The organism is Streptomyces sp. BA2, from assembly GCF_009769735.1.
In the GTDB taxonomy this organism is placed as follows: domain Bacteria; phylum Actinomycetota; class Actinomycetes; order Streptomycetales; family Streptomycetaceae; genus Streptomyces.
Genome location: NZ_WSRO01000002.1, coordinates 2627568 through 2645890, shown reverse-complemented (window position 1 = coordinate 2645890; position 18323 = coordinate 2627568). Strand labels below are relative to the sequence as shown.

At 71.2% G+C, this 18323-nt stretch carries 22 protein-coding genes; 10 read left to right on the top strand and 12 right to left on the bottom strand.

Annotated features, from left to right (window positions below):
• Positions 1–11 precede the first annotated feature (11 nt).
• Positions 12–1025, top strand: a complete 1014-nt coding sequence (locus tag E5671_RS14625) for a pyruvate dehydrogenase complex E1 component subunit beta (protein WP_160504401.1) — start codon at positions 12–14, stop codon at positions 1023–1025.
• Between the two features lie 11 nt (positions 1026–1036).
• A complete protein-coding gene (locus E5671_RS14620) occupies positions 1037–2152 on the top strand; it encodes an acetoin dehydrogenase dihydrolipoyllysine-residue acetyltransferase subunit (RefSeq protein WP_160504400.1) in 1116 nt (371 codons plus the stop codon).
• Positions 2153–2193: 41 nt separating this feature from the next.
• Here the strand turns inward: E5671_RS14620 and E5671_RS14615 are convergent, their stop codons facing one another.
• Positions 2194–2613 (bottom strand): hypothetical protein, encoded by a 420-nt coding sequence (locus tag E5671_RS14615; RefSeq protein ID WP_160510192.1) that lies wholly within the window; start codon positions 2611–2613, stop codon positions 2194–2196.
• Between the two features lie 109 nt (positions 2614–2722).
• Positions 2723–3199: an ATP-binding protein gene (locus tag E5671_RS14610; protein ID WP_336605757.1), complete on the bottom strand. Its 477-nt coding sequence runs from the start codon at positions 3197–3199 to the stop codon at positions 2723–2725.
• A 155-nt stretch (positions 3200–3354) separates the two neighbouring features.
• On the opposite strand from E5671_RS14610, the gene E5671_RS14605 reads away from it, so the two are divergent.
• Together E5671_RS14605 and E5671_RS14600 are read left to right on the top strand one after the other, a co-directional pair.
• Positions 3355–4215 carry a Scr1 family TA system antitoxin-like transcriptional regulator gene (locus E5671_RS14605; protein WP_160504398.1) on the top strand — a complete coding sequence of 287 codons (861 nt, stop codon included), beginning with the start codon at positions 3355–3357 and terminating at the stop codon, positions 4213–4215.
• A 93-nt stretch (positions 4216–4308) separates the two neighbouring features.
• Positions 4309–4524 carry a DUF397 domain-containing protein gene (locus E5671_RS14600; RefSeq protein WP_160510191.1) on the top strand — a complete coding sequence of 72 codons (216 nt, stop codon included), beginning with the start codon at positions 4309–4311 and terminating at the stop codon, positions 4522–4524.
• On the opposite strand, the gene E5671_RS47755 is transcribed toward E5671_RS14600, so the two are convergent.
• The 4 genes from E5671_RS47755 to E5671_RS14585 form a co-directional block, all read right to left on the bottom strand.
• Positions 4478–4753: a hypothetical protein gene (locus E5671_RS47755; protein ID WP_443032618.1), complete on the bottom strand. Its 276-nt coding sequence runs from the start codon at positions 4751–4753 to the stop codon at positions 4478–4480. The genes E5671_RS14600 and E5671_RS47755 overlap by 47 nt on opposite strands.
• A gap of 87 nt (positions 4754–4840) precedes the next feature.
• Positions 4841–6331 (bottom strand): glutamate synthase subunit beta, encoded by a 1491-nt coding sequence (locus tag E5671_RS14595; RefSeq protein WP_160504397.1) that lies wholly within the window; start codon positions 6329–6331, stop codon positions 4841–4843.
• Positions 6332–6471: 140 nt separating this feature from the next.
• The gene (locus tag E5671_RS14590) at positions 6472–6951 is read right to left on the bottom strand and encodes an anthrone oxygenase family protein (RefSeq protein ID WP_160504396.1); all 480 of its coding nucleotides are present in this window, start codon (positions 6949–6951) and stop codon (positions 6472–6474) included.
• Positions 6952–7326: 375 nt separating this feature from the next.
• Complete coding sequence (locus E5671_RS14585) at positions 7327–8025, bottom strand: DUF2293 domain-containing protein (RefSeq protein WP_160504395.1); 699 nt, start codon at positions 8023–8025, stop codon at positions 7327–7329.
• A gap of 121 nt (positions 8026–8146) precedes the next feature.
• Here E5671_RS14585 and E5671_RS14580 point away from each other — a divergent pair, with 121 nt between their 5' ends.
• The 3 genes from E5671_RS14580 (at position 8147) to E5671_RS14570 (ending at position 9895) form a co-directional block, all read left to right on the top strand.
• On the top strand, positions 8147–8788 hold the full coding sequence (locus tag E5671_RS14580) for a uridine kinase (RefSeq protein ID WP_160504394.1): 642 nt from the start codon (positions 8147–8149) through the stop codon (positions 8786–8788).
• 112 nt (positions 8789–8900) lie between these two features.
• Positions 8901–9305 carry a PPOX class F420-dependent oxidoreductase gene (locus E5671_RS14575; RefSeq protein ID WP_160504393.1) on the top strand — a complete coding sequence of 135 codons (405 nt, stop codon included), beginning with the start codon at positions 8901–8903 and terminating at the stop codon, positions 9303–9305.
• Between the two features lie 170 nt (positions 9306–9475).
• Complete coding sequence (locus E5671_RS14570; protein ID WP_160504392.1) at positions 9476–9895, top strand: CBS domain-containing protein; 420 nt, start codon at positions 9476–9478, stop codon at positions 9893–9895.
• Positions 9896–9904: 9 nt separating this feature from the next.
• Here E5671_RS14570 and E5671_RS14565 read toward each other — a convergent pair whose 3' ends face one another.
• The gene (locus E5671_RS14565; protein WP_160504391.1) at positions 9905–11041 is read right to left on the bottom strand and encodes a magnesium and cobalt transport protein CorA; all 1137 of its coding nucleotides are present in this window, start codon (positions 11039–11041) and stop codon (positions 9905–9907) included.
• Between the two features lie 147 nt (positions 11042–11188).
• On the opposite strand from E5671_RS14565, the gene E5671_RS14560 reads away from it, so the two are divergent.
• Positions 11189–11989 carry a methyltransferase domain-containing protein gene (locus tag E5671_RS14560; RefSeq protein ID WP_160504390.1) on the top strand — a complete coding sequence of 267 codons (801 nt, stop codon included), beginning with the start codon at positions 11189–11191 and terminating at the stop codon, positions 11987–11989.
• A gap of 376 nt (positions 11990–12365) precedes the next feature.
• Here E5671_RS14560 and E5671_RS14555 read toward each other — a convergent pair whose 3' ends face one another.
• Both E5671_RS14555 and E5671_RS14550 read right to left on the bottom strand, forming a co-directional pair.
• Entirely contained in the window at positions 12366–13307 is a 942-nt protein-coding gene (locus tag E5671_RS14555) for a carbohydrate kinase family protein (protein WP_336605756.1), read from the bottom strand.
• Entirely contained in the window at positions 13304–14227 is a 924-nt protein-coding gene (locus E5671_RS14550; RefSeq protein WP_336606051.1) for a pseudouridine-5'-phosphate glycosidase, read from the bottom strand. Before E5671_RS14550 ends, E5671_RS14555 begins: the two co-directional genes overlap by 4 nt.
• A 107-nt stretch (positions 14228–14334) precedes the next feature.
• Between E5671_RS14550 and E5671_RS14545 the strand changes: the two genes are divergently transcribed.
• Together E5671_RS14545 and E5671_RS14540 are read left to right on the top strand one after the other, a co-directional pair.
• Positions 14335–14772 (top strand): VOC family protein, encoded by a 438-nt coding sequence (locus E5671_RS14545; protein ID WP_160504388.1) that lies wholly within the window; start codon positions 14335–14337, stop codon positions 14770–14772.
• A gap of 74 nt (positions 14773–14846) precedes the next feature.
• Positions 14847–15212 (top strand): cupin domain-containing protein, encoded by a 366-nt coding sequence (locus E5671_RS14540; RefSeq protein WP_160504387.1) that lies wholly within the window; start codon positions 14847–14849, stop codon positions 15210–15212.
• 31 nt (positions 15213–15243) lie between these two features.
• On the opposite strand, the gene E5671_RS14535 is transcribed toward E5671_RS14540, so the two are convergent.
• The 3 genes from E5671_RS14535 to E5671_RS14525 all read right to left on the bottom strand — a co-directional run bounded on the left by E5671_RS14535 (position 15244) and on the right by E5671_RS14525 (position 18126).
• Positions 15244–16506: an MFS transporter gene (locus E5671_RS14535; RefSeq protein ID WP_160504386.1), complete on the bottom strand. Its 1263-nt coding sequence runs from the start codon at positions 16504–16506 to the stop codon at positions 15244–15246.
• A gap of 67 nt (positions 16507–16573) precedes the next feature.
• The gene (locus tag E5671_RS14530; RefSeq protein ID WP_160504385.1) at positions 16574–17152 is read right to left on the bottom strand and encodes a methylated-DNA--[protein]-cysteine S-methyltransferase; all 579 of its coding nucleotides are present in this window, start codon (positions 17150–17152) and stop codon (positions 16574–16576) included.
• Between the two features lie 53 nt (positions 17153–17205).
• The gene (locus E5671_RS14525; RefSeq protein WP_160504384.1) at positions 17206–18126 is read right to left on the bottom strand and encodes a glycerophosphodiester phosphodiesterase; all 921 of its coding nucleotides are present in this window, start codon (positions 18124–18126) and stop codon (positions 17206–17208) included.
• Positions 18127–18323: the final 197 nt, after the last annotated feature.

Here is an 18323-nt window from a genome sequence, read left to right as displayed (position 1 = left end):
GGGAGCGGGCCGTGACACGCAGCATCAGTTATCGCGAGGCGCTGGGCGAAGCACTGGCGCAGGAGATGGAGCGCGACCCCTCGGTCATCGTCATGGGCGAGGACAACGCGGGCGGTGCGGGAGCACCCGGCGAATCCGACGCCTGGGGCGGGGTGTTGGGCGTGACGAAGGGGCTGTATCCGCGCTTCCCCGGGCGGGTCCTCGACACCCCGATCTCGGAGTCGGCGTTCATCGGCGCGGCGATCGGCGCCGCGACGCGCGGCCTGCGGCCCGTCGCCGAGCTCATGTTCATCGACTTCATGGGCGTGTGCTTCGACCAGATCTTCAACCAGGCGGCGAAGTTCCGGTACATGTTCGGCGGCAAGGCCGTCACTCCCGTCGTCATCCGCACCATGTACGGGGCCGGCCTTCGGGCGGCTGCGCAGCACTCGCAGGCCATGTACCCGGCGTTCACGGCCGTGCCGGGCCTGAAGGTCGTCCTGCCCTCATCCCCGTACGACGCGAAAGGGCTGATGATCCAGGCGATCAGGGACGACGACCCGGTGATCTTCTGCGAGCACAAGGCGATGTACGACGTGGTGGGCGACGTCCCCGCCGAGAGCTACACGATCCCCTTCGGCGAGGCGGACATCGTGCGCGAGGGCGAGGACGTGACGATCGTGGCCCTCGGCCGCATGGTGCGCGTCGCCTCCGAAGCGGCCGACGACCTGGCAACGACCGGGATGAGCTGCGAGGTCATCGACCCCCGCACCACGAGCCCGCTGGACGCCGACACGATCATCGAGAGCGTCACGGCCACCGGACGCCTCGTCGTGGTCGACGAGGCCGGACCGCGCTGCGGGATGGCGGCAGACATCTCGGCGCTCGTGGCGCGCGAGGCGTTCGGGGCGCTGCGCGCACCGATCGAGACGGTGACCGCGCCGCACACACCAGTGCCGTTCAGCCCGACGCTCGAAGACCTCTATGTGCCGGACGCCGCGCGGGTCGCCGCCGCGGTCAAGGCAGTCGTCAACTGGAAGCCGTGAGGACGCCGAGGATGCCTTTCATCGAGCGGGTCACCATGCCCAAGTGGGGCCTGTCCATGAAGACCGGAAAGATCACCGAGTGGATCGCGCGGGAGGGCGACGAGGTCGAGGAGGGCGACGATCTGGCCGAGATCGACACCGACAAGATCGCGGGCACGCTGGAGGCGCCACGCGGCGGCGTCCTGCGGCGGATCGTGGCGGACGCGGGCGGTGAGGCACCCGTCGGCTGCGTCATCGCGGTCATCGCGGGCCATGACGTACCGGAGGACGAGATCGAGCGGGTGTCCGCCGAGGCACGCGAGCAACTGGCGCGCGGGGTACCGGCCGAGGACGAGGGCAGCCTGGTGAGCGGTGTCGCGGAGGTGGAGGGCAGGGCGGTGGCGTACGCGACGTCGGGCGGCGGCGCGGAGGAGATCGTGCTGGTCCACGGGTACGGCGGCGACAAGAACTCCTGGCTCTTCGTGCAGGAGCCGCTCGCGGCACGCCATACGGTGTACGCGCTCGACCTGCCGGGCCACGGGGAGTCCACCAAGGACGTGGGGGACGGCAGCCTGGCCTCGCTGGCCGCGGTCGTCACGGACTTCCTCGACGCGCTCGGCATCGAACGGGCGCATCTGGTGGGGCACTCGCTGGGCGGTGCGGTGGTCACGGCGGTGGCGGCGGGGGCACCGGGCCGGGTCCGCTCCCTGACGCTGATCGCGCCCGCCGGATACGGACCCGATGTGGACGCCTCCTACCTGCGCGGTTTCGCGGAGGCGGGGACGCGGCGCGAACTCCGCCCGCACCTGGGCAAGTTGTTCGCCGACGAGGGCCTCGTGACGCGGCAGCTGGTGGACGACCTCCTGAAGTACAAGCGCCTGGACGGCGTGGACGCGGCGCTCCGCACGATCCTGCCGACGCTCGTGGCTCCGGACGCCGGGACGCCGCTCGACGTGAGTTCCCTGCTGCCGGCGGGCGTGCGGACGGTCGCAGTGTGGGGCGGGGCGGATCAGGTGATCCCGGCGACCAACGCGGCGTCCCTGGAGGGGAGGGCCACCGTCCGCGTCATCGAGGGGGTGGGCCACATGGCGCAGATGGAGGCGCCGGGCGAGGTGGTCGCGGCGGTGGAGGCGGCGGTGGCGGGGTGAGCATCAGCCCGTCCGGCGTTTGAGGACAGAACCGCCGGAGGCTACGCCCGCACGGCCCGAGACCACGCAGGCGTGGCGCCGGTGGCCCTGCACCAAGCCAGGTACAGAGGAATCGGCGGCGTATAGGGGACCTCGCCCCCCGATGGGCTGTGGATCAGCGAGGGCGCGCGCCGAGCCCCCGGCACCACGGCCCCCGCGGCGTAATACGCGGGGGACGGCCACTCGAGCGCCACATCGGAGTCGGCCGGCACGATCCACCACCACCGCCCCGCATCCACGTCCTCGTACACACACCCCACCCGAGGCAGCCGCGCCATCAGCCGGGGCCCGAACCGCGCGGGCACCGAGACCGCGTCGCACCCCAGAGGCTGCGACATCCCGGCCGGGACGGCGAGCCGCGTCGGCGGCGGTGGGGAGGCAGCGGCGGTCCGCCTCCGTTCGAGGCGGACCAGCGTGTCCAGATCCAACCGCCGCCGCACCGTCACCGCGCTCACACGCCCCCTGTCCACGTCGTCCTCACGCCCGCACCCTCAGTCACGCACCCTCAGTCACGTCACGCCCGCAGTCACGTCATGCCCGCAGTTCCGCCCACACGGTGAGGCCGGCCCCGAGGCCCTCGTCCCGCACACCCCACGCGCTGCTCACCGCCCCGACGAGAAGCAATCCCCTCCCGTGCTCCTCATCGGCGTCGGGCCCTTCCTGTGCCGGGCGCGGGACACCCGATCCGTATCCGTCGTCACGCACAGCTATGCGCAGGGTCCCGGGCTTCGTACAGAGCTCGCAGACGATCCGGTGGCTCGCGGTGTGCACGATCGCGTTCGTGACCAGCTCGGACACCACGAGGGCCGCGGCGTCGCGGGCTTCCTCGCCTATGTCCCAGCCCAGGAGCTGGGCGTTCGCAAGCCGTCTGGCCTGTGAGGCGGAGCCCGGCCGTGGCACCAGCGCGAAGCTGACGCAGAGCTCGGAGCCGCCATCGGCCCACGCGTCGGCAGTAATGCCAACAGGGGCCTCGGCGGCAGCTGTGTGTAACGGCGCGGGCGGAGTCACGCCATCCACTATCGCCCCGCCGGGAACACCTTGGCAAGACCCACTCTGAAAAGTGCACAGTGGCGTGTTCCTTCGAGACGGCACATGGCACACTGCTCGCAACGGCTCCAGGTGCGGAGTGAATTGGCATGACATGGAGTACGTGGAGGTAGGACGTGAGCGAACCGCGGTCCGCGCCGACCGTCGGCCAGGTCGTCCTAGGCCGTCGCTTGCAGGACCTGCGTGAGCGCGCAGGCCTCAAGCGGGAGGAGGCCGCGCGGATTCTCCGCGTGGCCCCCGCCACGGTCCGCCGCATGGAGATGGCCGAGGTCGCGCTCAAGATCCCGTATCTCCAGCTCCTCCTGAAGTCCTACGGCGTCGCCGACGACGAGGCCGACGCCTTCGTGACGCTCGCCGAGGAGGCGAACAAGCCGGGCTGGTGGCAGCGGTTCCACGACATCCTGCCGGGCTGGTTCAGCATGTACGTCAGCCTGGAGGGGGCAGCCAGCCTCATCAGGTCCTACGAACCGCACTTCGTGCCAGGTCTGCTGCAGACCGAGGAGTACGCGCGAGGTGTGATGCGCTCGGGGGCGATCGGCCAGACCCGCCCCGAGGACATCGAGCGGTACGTGGCGCTGCGCATGGAGCGCCAGTCACTGCTCGACCGCGAGGACGCGCCACGGGTCTGGATCGTGATGGACGAGACCGCCCTGCGCAGGCCGGTGGGCGGCTCCGATGTGATGCGCGAGCAGATCGACAAGCTGCTCGAAGCCGTCGAACTTCCTCATGTGACGCTGCAGATCGCGCCGTTCGCGGCGGGTCCGCACCCGGGCACGTACGGACCGTTCGTGCTCTTCCGCTTCGCCATGGCGGAGTTGCCGGACATGGTCTACAGCGAGTACCTGACCGGCGCCGTCTATCTGGACGCGCGCACCGAGGTGGCGACCCACCTCGAGGTCATGGACCGCATGGCGGCGCAGGCCGCGACGGCACATCGCACAAAGGAGATCCTGCGGGATCTCCGCAAGGAGCTGTGAATGGATCGACACCGAGCCGGAACGCGACCCGGGTCCAAGCCCGGAGCCGGGTCCCGCCCCGAGTCCCGGGACGACTCCCGGATCTACAACGGCATGCCCGCCCGTGAGCTCGGCAGCGAGGGCTGGCACAAGCCGTGGAGCGGCGGCAACGGCGGCAACTGCCTGGAGGCCATGAAGCTGGCCGACGGCAGGGTGGCGGTCCGCCAGTCGGCAGATCCGGACGGCCCGGCCCTGATCTACACGCACGGCGAGATCGACGCGTTCATCCAGGGGGCGAAGGCGGGGGAGGCCGACTTCCTCCTGTCGTGAGCCTTCTCGGGCTCCTCGTGAGCCTGCCGTGAGCCGTCGCCCGCGTCCGGGGGCGGCTCACAGCCACGACCACATCCTGCGCGGGGCGCCCACCAGACGGCTGACCGCGACGACGGGCAGCGGCGGCTGCTGCGCTCAGACGCTCGGCACGCAGATCGAAGACGGTGGCGAAGCCGAGACGGACCAGGCTGCGGTACCCCTCGGGCGAGGGCGCGGCGCCCCGCCACACACGCCCCGTGTGCCTCGGCGAGCGCGGACAGTGCCGCTCCCGCCGCCGTGGCCGTGGCCGTGCGAGCGGAGGCCTCCGTTGGCGGGCTCACACGGCCATCGGCCGGTCGTACGGGCCGATCGGTGCCGTCAGTTGCGTCGCGCCGGTCAGCCACCGGTCCACCGCGGCGGCGGTCGCGCGGCCCTCAGCGATGGCCCATACGACCAGCGACTGGCCGCGTGCCGCGTCGCCGGTCACGAAGACCCCTGGCACGTTGGTCGCGAAGTCCGCGTCGCGGGCGAGGGTGCCGCGGTCCTCGACGTCCAGGCCGAGCTGGTCGATCAGGCCGCCCTCGGTCCGCTCGGGCCCGGTGAAGCCGAGCGCGAGCAGCACCAGATCGGCGGGTAGTTCACGGGTGGTGCCGGGGCGTGGGCGGCGGTCCGCGTCGACCTCGGTCAGGTGCAGGGCGCGTACCCGGCCCGCCGCGTCGCCCGTGAAGCGGAGAGTGGACGCGGCGAACAGCCGCGCGTCGGCGTCCGCCGCGGGGGCGGTGCGCAGCTCGCCCGCCTCTTCGTGCGCGACGGAGACGCGATAGACCTTCGGGTACGTCGGCCAGGGCTCGGCCAGTTCGTCGCGTACGTCACCGGGCCGCTCGTAGATGTCCAACTGCGTGACGGACGCGGTCCCTTCACGCACCGCCGTGCCCAGGCAGTCCGCACCGGTGTCCCCGCCGCCGACGATCACGACGTGCTTGGCGGCGGCGGAGAGAGGGGAGGTGTCGAAGTCCCCCTCGCATGCGCGGTTGGCGAGCGGGAGGTACTCCATGGCTTGATGGATTCCGCTCAACTCCCGCCCCGGTACGTCAAGTTCACGCCAGGCGGTGGCGCCGGTGGCGAGTACCACCGCGTCGTGCCTGTTCCGCAGCTCCGCGGCGCCGATGTCCCGCCCGATCGCGACGGACGTACGGAAGACCGTGCCCTCGTCCCGCATCTGCGCGAGCCGCCGCTCCACGTGGTGCTTCTCCATCTTGAACGCGGGGATTCCGTACCGCAGGAGCCCGCCCGCGCGGTCGTCGCGCTCGTACACGACGACGGTGTGCCCCGCGCGGGTCAGCTGCTGTGCGGCGGCGAGTCCGGCAGGCCCTGACCCGACGACGGCGACCGTCCTGCCGGAGTGCCGGTCCGGGGCGCGCGGCGGGTTGAGACCGTCCGCCCAGGAGCGGTCGGCGATGGCCGCCTCGACGTTCTTGATGGTCACCGCGGGCTGGTTGATCGCGAGAACGCAGCCCGCCTCACAGGGTGCGGGGCAGAGGCGGCCCGTGAACTCGGGGAAGTTGTTCGTGGCGTGCAGCCGGTCCGCCGCGGCACGCCAGTCGGCGCGCGACACGAGGTCGTTCCACTCCGGGATCAGATTGCCCAGCGGGCAGGCGTCGTGGCAGAAGGGGATGCCGCAGTCCATGCAGCGGTCGGCCTGCCGCTCGACGATGGGCAGCAGCGCGCCGGGGACGTACACCTCGTCCCAGTCCTTGACCCGCTCGCCGACGGGTCGGCGCGGCCATTCCTGGCGGGTGGTGGTGAGGAAGCCTCTGGGGTCGGCCATGGCCGTCTCCCTCGCGTGCCTTCTCGCGTGCGTTCTCGCGTGGTTTCGCAGGCTTTCGGCCACTGTACGACGGGTGGGCGGACGAGGCACGCTCGTGGGCCGGGGGGCTGGGCCAGGGCTGGATCAGGACTACGTCATGGCTACGTCAGGGCGAGGATGAAGGACGCCGAGGCGGCCAGTGAGGCTCCGACGCGGATGTGGTTCCACATGGTCCATTCGCGGACGTACGTGCGCCAGCGGTCCGCGTTCTCCGGTGCCTGCGCGTCGAGCTTGGCGAGGGCGTCGTTGCGGGGGACGTTCGCGGCGATGGTCACCCCGAACGAGCCGAACAGATACAGCGCGCTGCCAAGGAGCAGCTCTACGGTGCCGTCGTCGGGCCAGAGCACGAAGGTGACGACGGCGACGACCGCGCTGAGGCCGGCGGCGCCCATGAACACGGTCATGAACCCGGCGGTGACCGCCTTGACGTTGATCGACTGCATGGCTGCGATGCCTTGCGCGGGGGGCAGCGCGGCAAGGCCCTGCATCACGAACGTCGAGAACGCGACGAACGCTCCGGCGACCATGCCGCAGGCGAGTGTGGCAAGGACGACGAGCACGAAGTACGGTCCCTCGATCATGGCAACTCCCGCATTGGGTAAGGCAGCCGTCAGGTGAGCGAGCCGCTGTGATCCTCCATGGCGCGGCCCCACACCACAAGTGAATTGCCCTTGCCGGGTGGGGCGCCATGCGTGGGGCGCGCGGGGGCATACGCGGGCGTCTGGCGTGCTGTGTCCGTCTGGGGTGGGGTGTTCGCTGCCTGCCGTCGCTGGTTGCTCCTGTCCCGCCGCTTCGCGGCGGATCGTCCCCGCCCACTCACCCGATTGCGCTGCGGGGTAATCGGGTGGGTGGGCGGGAAAAATCCGCCGCGAAGCGGCGGGACAGGAGCAACGCAACGCAAGGCGAGCAAGCCGATTCCGCAGGCCGCAGGCCAGGCGGGGCCCGGGCGGTGAGGCTCAGACCGCCAGAACCTCCCCCCGGCCGGGGCCCTGCCAGGCCTGAAGCACCGCCTCCACCGCCGGGGCGATCCGGCGGCGCGCCTCGCCCCGGGGGACGCCGCTCATGAGGAGACGGTCGTACGGCGTCTCCGTGTGCCGGACGGCCGCCACCACCGCAGCCGTCACCGCGGAGGAGGACAGCGCCCGCCCCGCCGAGCTCCGGCCCACCCGCCCACTGCCCCGCACGGACGCGTGCGCGGCGATCGCCCGGGACCGCTCCTCGGGGCACCCCGGGAAGAGCCGCCGTATCTCGTCCGCGAAGGCCGCGGTGAAGCGGACGTCCTCCATGGCCCGGCGCACCGCGTCCCGCGCCCTGCGGCGCGCCCGCGCCTCCGCGTCCGCGAGGCACTGCTCCTCGGCCCGTGCCAGCGCCGCCTCCTCGACGAGGACGCCCTGTCGTTCGTACCGGCCCTGGCGCCGGTTGAGGCGGACGACCACTGCCGAGAGCCCGCTCCCCTCGCGGGCCCGACGCGTCAGCGCGGTGTCGCCGCGTGGCAGGAAGACGAGATGCCCCAGGTCGGCGCAGTCCAGGCAGCGCGGCTCGGCGTCCTCGACGACCAGGAGGGTGAGCGGTCCGCCGCGGCACTCCGCGCAGTGGCGGCGTTTGAGGGGCTGGATGGCGAGAAGTGCTTTCCGGGCGAGGGGACTTGGTGCCATGAGGAATTCATTCCCCCGGGCGGCGGGCGCGTACCGCCGCGCGGGAGGGGGAGGGGGGCAGGAGCGCCCGGCGATACGGCGGGTGGAGAACCCGGCACCGTGGCGGGAGGAGCCCGGCATCATGGGACGGGTGCGACTCGAAGCGATCACCTGGGACCGGCTCACGGACACCCTCGCCGACCGGCTGCTCGACCTGAAACCGGCCGACGCGAGCCTCTGGCCTCGCATCGCCTTCGACGGGGCCCCGGCGGGCAGGCCCGGCGAGCTGGCCCGGAGCGTGGCCGACGCGCTGCGGGTGCGCGGGCGTTCCGCGCTCGTCGTCGGCACGGAAGGCTTCCTGCGCCCCGCCTCGCTGCGCCTCGAGTACGGGCGCGAGGACGTGGAGTCGTACTACAGCGGCTGGTTCGACACCGGCGCGCTCTGGCGCGAGGTTTTCGGGCCGTTGGATCCGGGCGGCACGGGACGGGTGCTGCCCGACCTGTGGGACCCGCAAGCGGACCGCGCGACGCGCAGCCCGTACGTCCAACTACAGCCCGGAGCAATGCTATTGCTGCACGGACCGCTGCTGCTCGGCCACTGGTTCCCCTTCGATCTGACGGTCCACACGAGCCTCTCGCCGGGCGCCCTGCGGCGGCGTACGGCGGAGAGCGAGCGGTGGACCCTGCCCGCCTTCGAGCGGTACGAGGCGGAGACGGACCCCGGTGCGGTGGCGGACGTAGTCGTACGCGCGGACGACCCGCGGCACCCGGCGTGGAGCGGCTGACGGCCGAGGCGCCTCGCGCGACGAAGACCCGACGAAGACCCGAAGAGGATGGTGAAGCAATGCTGAACCAAACCCCTTTTATATGCACGTGCATGTAGTTAGAGTCTGGGGCATGGCAACGACAGCGCTCCACTTCAGCGAATCGGTCCGCACCCTCCTCGACGGCAAGAACTTCGCCAGCGTCGCGACCCTCGGCCCCGGCGGGGCACCGCAGAACTCGGTGGTGTGGATCAAACGGGACGGCGACACCGTGCTGTTCTCCTCCACGGCGCGTCGGCAGAAGGTCCGCAACCTCGAACGCGACCCGCGCATCAGCATCTCGGTCTTCGACCTGGCCAACCCGTACACGTCGACCGAGATCCGCGGTGTCGCCGAGATCCTCCCGGACCCGGAGAAGAGCCTTCCGCACGAGCTCTCGCACAAGTACCTGGGCATCGACCCGCCCGGCGAGAAGGACGAGGAGGTCCGGGTGATCATCAGGGTGGTCCCGGAGAAGATCGTCGGCTTCTCCGCCTGAGGGCCGGAAGCCGCCGGGCAGCGCCGGACGGCGCCCGAGGTCGAGGCCCTGTCCCGTCAGGGGCGCACGCCTTCGGAATGCGGACCTCCGGGGGCCCGGCGAGAATGAGGGGCGCCGGGACTAGCGGTGCCTCCGCGCCGCGCCGGCCGTCCGGCACCGGGAGGTACCTCATGACCACCGCCGGAGACATCATGCACCGCGGCGCCCAGTGGATCCCCGCACACGAGACCCTGGACCGCGCAGCACAACTGATGCGTCAGCTCGACGTGGGAGCGTTGCCCATCAGCGACGAGAACGAGCGGCTCTGCGGCATCCTCACAGACCGCGACATCGTGGTCGGCTGCGTGGCGATGGGGCACGACCCGTCCCGGGTGACCGCGGGCGACATGGCCAAGGGCACGCCGCGCTGGATCGACTCGGGCGCGGAGCTCGACGAGGTGCTCCAGGAGATGAAGGGGAGCCAGATCCGCAGGCTCCCGGTCATCGAGAACAAGCGCCTCGTCGGCATGATCAGCGAGGCCGACCTCGCCACGCACCTCGACGACAGCCAGCTCGCGAGCTGGGTCGAGAGTGTCTACGCGAAGAGCTGATCCTGGAGCCTAGAGCCAGCCGTTGCGCCGGAAGCCGCGGTAGAGGGCGAAACAGGTGGTGACGATCACGCCGACCACCAGTCCATAGCCGTACTTCCAGTGCAGTTCGGGCATGTGGTCGAAGTTCATCCCGTACAAACCGCAGACCATCGTCGGTACGGCGATCACTGCGGCCCAGGCGGTGATCTTCCGCATGTCCTCGTTCTGCGCGACCGTCACCTGGGCGAGATGGGCCTGGAGGATGGAGTTCAGGAGCTCGTCGAAGGCGGCGATCTGCTCCGTGACCCGCTTGAGGTGGTCGTCGACGTCCCGGAAATAGGCCTGTATCTCCGGGGCGATCACCCGCATGGGCTGGGTGGAGAGGGTCTGCAGGGGGCGGCCGAGCGGCACCACGGCCCGCTTCAGTTCGAGGAGTTCGCGCTTGAGCTGGTAGATCCGGCCGGGGTCGGCGCGCTCTCCCTCCTTGGAGAACACGTCCATCTCCACCTGGTCTATGTCGGCCTGCACCGCGTCCGTCACGACGAGATAGTCGTCCACGACGTGGTCGGCCAGTGCGTGCAGGACCGCCGCGGGGCCCTGCGCGAGCTGCTCGGGCGCCGATTCGAGCTCCTCGCGCAGCGGACCGAGCGAACCGTGGCGGCCGTGCCGCACGGTGATCACGAACTCCTTGCCGACGAAGACCATGAGCTCGCCGGTGTCCACGACCTCGCTGGTCGCGGTGAGTTCGGCATGCTCCACGTAGCAAACGGTCTTGAACACGGCGAACAGCGTCTCGTCGTACCGCTCCACCTTCGGCCGCTGGTGGGCGTGGACCGCGTCCTCCACGGCGAGCGGGTGCAGGTCGAAGAGCTCGGCGATGCCCGCGAACTCCTCCTCCGTGGGCTCATGCAACCCGAGCCAGACGAACCCGTCACCGCTCTTGCGGACGCGCTCGACCTCCTCGACGAGGTCGCGGCCGTCCTCCTGGCGCACGCCGTTCCGGTACGTCACGCACTTCACCACCGCCGAGCCCAGGGGGGAGCGGGCGGGGTGGCTCAGGTCGACGCGCTTGTGCTTGCGCACGAACCGGGCGACCCGCGCGACTTTCCGCAGGCCGCCTACCTTGCGGAGGTTCCCTACCTTTCGCAGGTTGCCTGCCATCGACATGCGTGGCTCCTCGTTCTGGTGACTTGACGTGCCAGTGTGCCAGTACGTCCCGACCGTGCGGCCGGAGCCTGGGGGAACGGAATACTCCGCTCCGAGCATTCGGAGCCGCCTCCCGAGAGCGAGCCGGACAATCGCGATAATCAACGCATGACGCTCATCGACGGCTATCTGACCGGCAATCGGAATCGGCACGCCGAGGGGGCGGGTGCGGGTCAGCGCTCCGAAGCCTTCTCCGCGCTCTTCGACCCCACGACCTTCCGGCACATCGAGCGGCTCGGCATCGGGCCGGGGTGGCGCTGCTGGGAGGTCGGTGCGGGCGGCACGTCCGTCGTCTCCTGGCTCGCGAAGCGCGTCGGCCCCACGGGGCGGGTCCTCGCGACCGACGCGGACATCTCCTGGCATACGTCGGCCGCTCGGACGCCGGTCGAGGTACGGATCCACGACGTGGGGTCGGAGGGGCCGCCCGGCGGGGGCTTCGACCTTGTCCACGCGCGGCTCGTCCTCGCCCGGGTGCCGGACCGGGAGCTGGCTCTGCGCTCGATGATCCGGGCCCTGCGGCCCGGAGGCCGTCTGCTGATCGAGGAGGCGGACCCGGCCCTTCAGCCGCTGGCGTGTCCGGACGAGCACGGGCCGGCGCAGCAGCTGGCGAACCGTCTTCGGCACGCGCTGCTCACCCAGCGCGGGGCCGACCTCGCGTACGGCCGCGGGCTGCCCCGCCTGCTTCGCGCGGCGGGACTGCGGCAGGTGGAGGCCGACGCGTACTTCCCTCTGACCTCGCCCGCCTGCGCGGCCCTGGAAACGGCCACGATCCAGCAGTCCCGTGCGGCTCTGACGTCCGCGGGCCTGGTCACGGACGCGGACATCGCCGACCACCTGTCGAACATCGCCTCCGAGCCAATGGACCTCGCAACGCCCCCTTTGATCTCAGCCTGGGGCCGCAAGGCCTAGCAACACACCCCCCCGCATCCGCCCCCAAACGAACAAGCTTTCCCACCCACCCACCCGATTACCCGGCAGCGACCATCGATCATCTGCAGTCGGCAGCGAGACGCGAGGGGACGTGCCGGTATGTCTGCCCGGAGCACGGCTCCCGAAGGCTCCGGCGCCGAAGCAACCCAACGGCCACCGGACGATAGCGAGGACGGACATACCGGCGCGGCCCCGCACCCACACACGGACGGCCCCGCACCGCACACGCACCCGCAGTCGGCAGCGAGACGCGAGGGAACGTATCCGCATGTCCCGCCCGGCGGCGGACCGCCGCGGCCCCGCACCCACACACGGACCGCCCCCGCAGCACGCCCCGCCCCACTCCGCCCCACCCCTAACCCGGCCTCCCTCCCACCCGTTCGACCGCCCTGGCCCCCGCCCGGCACCCCTCCGCCGAAGCCTCGCAGAGCCCCGCTCCGGACAGGCGTGACGCAAGGAACGCCCCCGTGAACGCGTCGCCCGCCCCCGTAGAGTCCCGCGCAGCGGCAGGCAGCGCGGGGACCTCGCCCCGTACCTCACCGTCATGCGCGACCAACGCCCCCGCAGCGCCCCGCTTGACCACCACCACCGGGAACCGCCGGCTCAACTTCGCGGCAGCCTCCGCCAAGCCACCCGCATCCCCCACCTCACCGTCCCCCCAAGGCGCCCCCGCCAGCAACCGCACCTCCCCCTCACTCGGCAACAACACATCCACCCCCTCCACCGCCGCCAAGAACCGCTCGACACCCAGCACCGCCAGGAAGCCCGCCGACGCCGGGTCCACACTCACCGGCACTCCACGCGCGCGTGCCGCCGCCAGTGCCTTCTCGGCCACCGCCCTGCTCTGCCTCGCGAAGAACAAGTACCCCGACAGGTGCAGCCACCCCACCCCGTCCAGAAGCGTCGGCGACCAGTCCGCGCCCGACAGACGCAGGGACGCTCCGCTGTCCGTCAGGAACGTCCGTTCGGCACCGGCCCCGGCACCCCCGTCGACCAGGCAGATCACGGTCCCCGTAGGCACCTCGGAGTCGACGACAAGTCGGGGTCGCACCCCCGCACGCGTGAGCGCCTCCTCGTGCCACGCCGCCGATTCCGCGCCGACCCGCCCCAGGAACCGCACATCGCGGCAGCCCCAAGAAGCCGCCCAGCACGCCACGTTGGCGCCCGCACCACCCGGAACCGTACGGATCGCCGCCGCCGTGTCCGTGCCCGAAGCGAGCGGCGCACCGTGCCGCGCGACTATGTCCGTGACGACGTCACCGACGACCAGCAGCGCCCCGCCCCGCCCCGACGTCACCGCCCCACCCAGGCCGCCGCGATCCGCCCCGCGAGCCGTACATTGCCCCGCACCGCCGCGAGATTGGCGCTCAGTGATGCGCCGTCGGTGCGCCGCACCAACTGGTCCAGGAGGAACGGCGTGACCGCCTGCCCGGTGATGCCACGCTCGGCGCACTCCTCCAACGCCTCGGCGAGCACGCGCGCGTGGAGCGCGGGATCGAGTTGCTCGGACTCCGGCACGGGGTTCGCCACGAGCAGCGCGGACTCCGGGCCGCCGACAGTGTCCTGGGCCCGCATCACCGCCGCGACCTCCGCAGGCGTACGCAGGGTCCAGTCCACCGGATGCCCGGAGTCGGTGAGGTAGAAGCCGGGGAAGCGATCCGTCCCGTACCCCGCCACCGCCACGCCCAGCGTCTCCAGGCGCTGCAGCGTCGCCGCCACGTCCAGGATCGACTTCACCCCCGCGCAGACCACCGTGATGCGCGTCCGGGCGAGAAGCCCCAGGTCGGCGGACTCGTCCTGGGTCACCGCCCACTCCCGGTGCACCCCACCGAGCCCGCCCGTGGCGAACACCCGTACGCCCGCCCGCGCGGCGAGCAGCGCCGTCGCGGACACCGTCGTCGCCCCGCTCGCGCCCGCCGCGACCGCGAGCGCCAGGTCGCGGTGGCCCAGCTTGCGGATGCCGTCCTCGTTCGCAACCCGTTCCAACTGCTGCTTGTCCAGGCCGATATGAGGGTGCCCGTCCAGGACGGCGACCGTCGCGGGGACAGCACCCTCCTCACGTACGACCTCTTCGAGTTCGCGCGCGACCTGGAGATTGCGGGGGCGCGGCAGCCCGTGCGCGATGATCGTGGACTCCAGGGCGACGACGGGCCGCCGGTTCGCCACAGCCGCCCGTACCTCGTCGGACACCACCAAATCGGACACCAAGTCGGACACCACCAACACGGGCCTGCCTCCTGCCGTCGGGTCTCCCCTCATCCCTGGCGGTCGGCGCGCCCCGTCAAACCCTTGCGGCTCCGGGGACGGAACAGCAGCCTGAGGGCATGACGGACAACACGACACGTCTCGACCACGTCGTCCTGTGGGTGCGCGACCCCGCGGCGGCAGTCGACTTCTACAAGAAAGTGCTGGGTCTCGAACCCCTGCGCGTCGCCGAGTTCTCGGAGGGCAAGGCCGCGTTCCCCTCCGTCCGGCTCAACGAAGAGACCATCTTCGACCTCGCCCCGCTCACGCTCGCCGAGCGCATGAGCGTCGTGCCCGGCGCCGACAAGAGCGCGGGCCACCCGGTCAACCACGTCTGTCTCGCCCTGGCGGAGACCGATTTCGAGGCGCTGCGTGCCCGTCTGGAGGAACACGGGACGCCTGTGTCGGACATCTCGCACAACGCCTTCGGTGCCCGTGGCATGGCCCGCCGCGGCTTCTACTTCCGCGACCCGGACGGGAACATCTTCGAAGCGCGGCACTACGGAGAGGACGGATAGTACGGAGAGGGCTAGTACGGAGAGGGCTGACCCGTTCCCGACCCGTCCGAAGGGCCCCGCTAAGGTGACCGGCCATGACCACGAATGATCAAGCCGTTGCGTCCTTTGCCGTGCACATTCCGGATGTCGACCTGGAGGCAGAGCCCCTCGACCCCGAGCAGATCGTCTCCGGCACCCCGGAGGTCACCGGCAAGGTCCTGTGGGAGTCGGCCGACGGCAAGCAGCTGCGCGGCATCTGGCAGATCACGCCCGGCGTGGTCACCGACACCGAGGCGAACGAGCTCTTCGTGGTCGTCAGTGGCCGCGCCACCATCGAGGTCGAGGGCGGCGACGTGATCGAGATCGGCCCCGGCGACGCGGCCGTCCTGCGCGAGGGCGACCGTACGACGTGGACCGTGCACGAGACGCTGCGCAAGGCGTACCACATCACGCTGCCCTGACCACCGGGCCCACGGACCGCCGGGCCCGAAGTCACGCCTTCTTGACCGCCCGGCGCAGCGCGAGCGCCGCCATCGGCAGCAGTACGCAGACGCCGATGAGGTTGAGCCAGCCGTAGCTCGCCTGCGCGACGATCAGGCCGGCCGCCGCGCCGCCGATGCCCGCCGCCGTGTTCATGGTCAGGTCCGAGAGGCCCTGCACGGCGGCCCGGGCGGGCTGCGGCACCGAGTCGGTGAGCAGCGCGGAGCCCGAGACCAGGCCCGCGGACCAGCCGAGCCCGAGGACGAAGAGACCGGCGGCGGTCTGGCCGTGGCTGGGGCCCGCCGTGCCGGCAAGGAGCGCGGCGCAGCACAGCAGCCCGACCGCGAGGCCGATCACGGAGAGCCGCCCGAACCGGTCGGAGAGCCAGCCCATCAGCGGCGAGAGCGCGTACATGCCCGCGATGTGGCCGCTGATGACCAGGCCGACCAGTTGCAGACTCGCCCCGTGGTGCCCCAGGTCGACCGGGGTCATGACCATGATCGAGACCATCACCGTGTGCGAAGCGGCCACCGTCACCAGAGCGAGCCTGGCCATCGGCGACGCGGCCACCGCGGCGACACCGGCCCGCAGCGAGCGGCTCTGCGCGGACTGGTTCTCCTGCGGGGCGAGCGCGCGGGCGGTGAGGAGCGGGTCGGGTCTCAGCAGCACCGCCACCACCAGGCCGGCGACGGCGAAGATCCCGGCGGCGAAGAGGAAGGGGCCCGCCGACTCGGGTATGGAGGTGCCGGAGAAGGCGCGGCTCGTGGGCGCGGCGATGTTCGGGCCGAGGACCGAGCCGATCGTGGTGGCCCAGATGACGAGGGAGATGGCGCGGCCGCGCCGGTCGGGCTCGGCGAGGTCGGCCGCCGCGAAGCGGGCCTGCAGATTGGCCGACGACCCCGCCCCGAAGCCGGCCATGCCGAGCAGCAGCAGGGGGAAGCTCTCGATGACGGCGGCGAGGACCACGAGCCCTGCTCCCAGCGCGCCGATCAGATACGCGAGGACGAGGCCTGGCCGCCGTCCCCGCGAGGTCATCAGGGCGGCGAGCGGCAGCGAGAGCAGAGCCGTGCCGGCGACGGACGCGGTGGGCGCGAGGCCGGACAGCGCCTCCGTCCCGCTCACCTCGGTCGCGAGCATCGGGGCCAGGGCGATGCCGATCGGTACCCCGAGCCCGCCCAGTATCTGACTGGAGACCAGCACCGCCGTAGTACGGCGGCGCAGCGCGGGCAGTGCTTCTGGCGCGGGTATGTCAGGAGCGTCGAGGGTCGAAGTCACTGACGCAGTGTGCCAGGACGTTCGTGCCCGGGAAACGCAGATTTCACAGCTCGCCGGGGGAGGGGTGTCAGAACAGCGGCTCCGGCAGCACCCCTTCCAGGGCGAGGAGCTGCCGCTTGGTCTCGACACCGCCGCCGAAACCGCCGATGCCGCCGTCGCTCTCGACCACCCGGTGGCAGGGCACCACGACCGGCAGCGGATTGGCACCCATCGCCATGCCGACCGCCTGAGCCGCGCCCGGCTGGCCGACTCGGCGGGCCAGGTCTCCGTACCCCACGACAGCGCCGTACGGAACGGTGGTCAGCTCGTGCAGGACCTGACGGTTGAACCCGGAGATCAGCGACCAGTCGAGCGGCAGCTCGAAGTCGTGCCGCTCGCCCGCGAAGTAGGCCGTGAGCTGGCGTATGGACTCGGCGAGGAGCGGGGATCCGGGCGCCTCGACCGGCTCGGCCCCCAACCGGGAGCCGAGCCGCTCGAGCGCCTTGTCGCGCACGGCATCCGTGGCGTGGAAGACGACGCTGACCAGACCCTCGTCGGTCGCGGCGAGCAGCAGTGGACCGATGTCGCTCGCGACGACGGCCCACACCACCTGCCGCGAGTCGTTCAGACCCGGCCGGTCCTGCTCGTGCTGCCCGTTGGCGTTCATGTGGACCACCGTACGACCGGGCACTGACAACGCCGCCCACAGGCAGAGCGGCGTCAGCCGGAGATGGCCTTGCGCACGACATCGGGCGTGTTCGTGATGATGCCGTCCACCCCGAAGCCCGCCACGCGCTGCGCGGCCGCCGCGTCGTTCACGGTCCAGGTGAAGATCTCCAGGTGCTTGCGGTGCGGCCCCTTGAGCGCGTGGATCGCGGCGACGTACTCACGGGAGATGGAACCGTGCGTCGAGTTGATCTGGTCGGAGAACTGCGCGTACTTGGGCAGATCCGCGACCGCGGGCGTGCCGAGGAAGCCGGTCTTGATGTCGGGCCGCAGCTTGTGGACCGTCTTCACGCTGTCCGCGCTGAAGCTCTGGATGACGAGCTTGCTCTTGACGTGGTGCTTGTCCAGCCAGCCCGTCTTGCGCAGGATGTCGAGGCCCTGCTTCTCGATGCCCGGGTACAGCTCGGGCTTCTTGAACTCGAAGACGAGCTTCTGGTGGTTGCGGGAGACCCGGTTCATGTACTGCTTCAGCGTCGGCACCCGCTGTCCCGCGTACTTGGGGCTGAACCAGCTGCCCGCGTCCAGCTTGGCGATCTCCGCCGCGGTGAAGTCCTTGACCTTCCACGGCGCGCGGTCGGGGAAGAGCTGCTCGACGTTCGTCGTCCGCTTCAGGGTGTCGTCGTGCATGATCACGAGCTCGCCGTCCTTGGTGCGCTGGACGTCGTTCTCGACCCAGCGGAACCCCATGTCAGCAGCCTTGTCGATGGCTGCGAAAGTGTTCTCGGGCGCGTAGGCGGAAGCGCCCCGGTGCGCGACGACGAGCGGTCTGTCGTGCGAGGCGGACGTCTGCGTGGACGTGCGCGTGGACGTCGGCGCCGACTTCTGGTCGGCGGCGTGAGCGGTGGCGGAGGGGAGAACTAGTGCACCGGCTCCAAGAAGAGCGGCGGTGGTGGCAGCGGCAACGCGTGCGTACAACGGTGACTCCTCGCGATGTGCGGGCACGGACCGGATGAGAGTGACAGTCCACGGCCAACGCGAGACAGGTGCAGGATGGCCACAGGCTGAACGGAGACAGCCGGGTTTCTTTCCCGGAGAATCGTTCGCAAGTTCCGGAGTGAGCTTTACTCTCTGCGTCAGCTCATGGCCTGTCAGTGGACGGTCGGCTGGGGCCA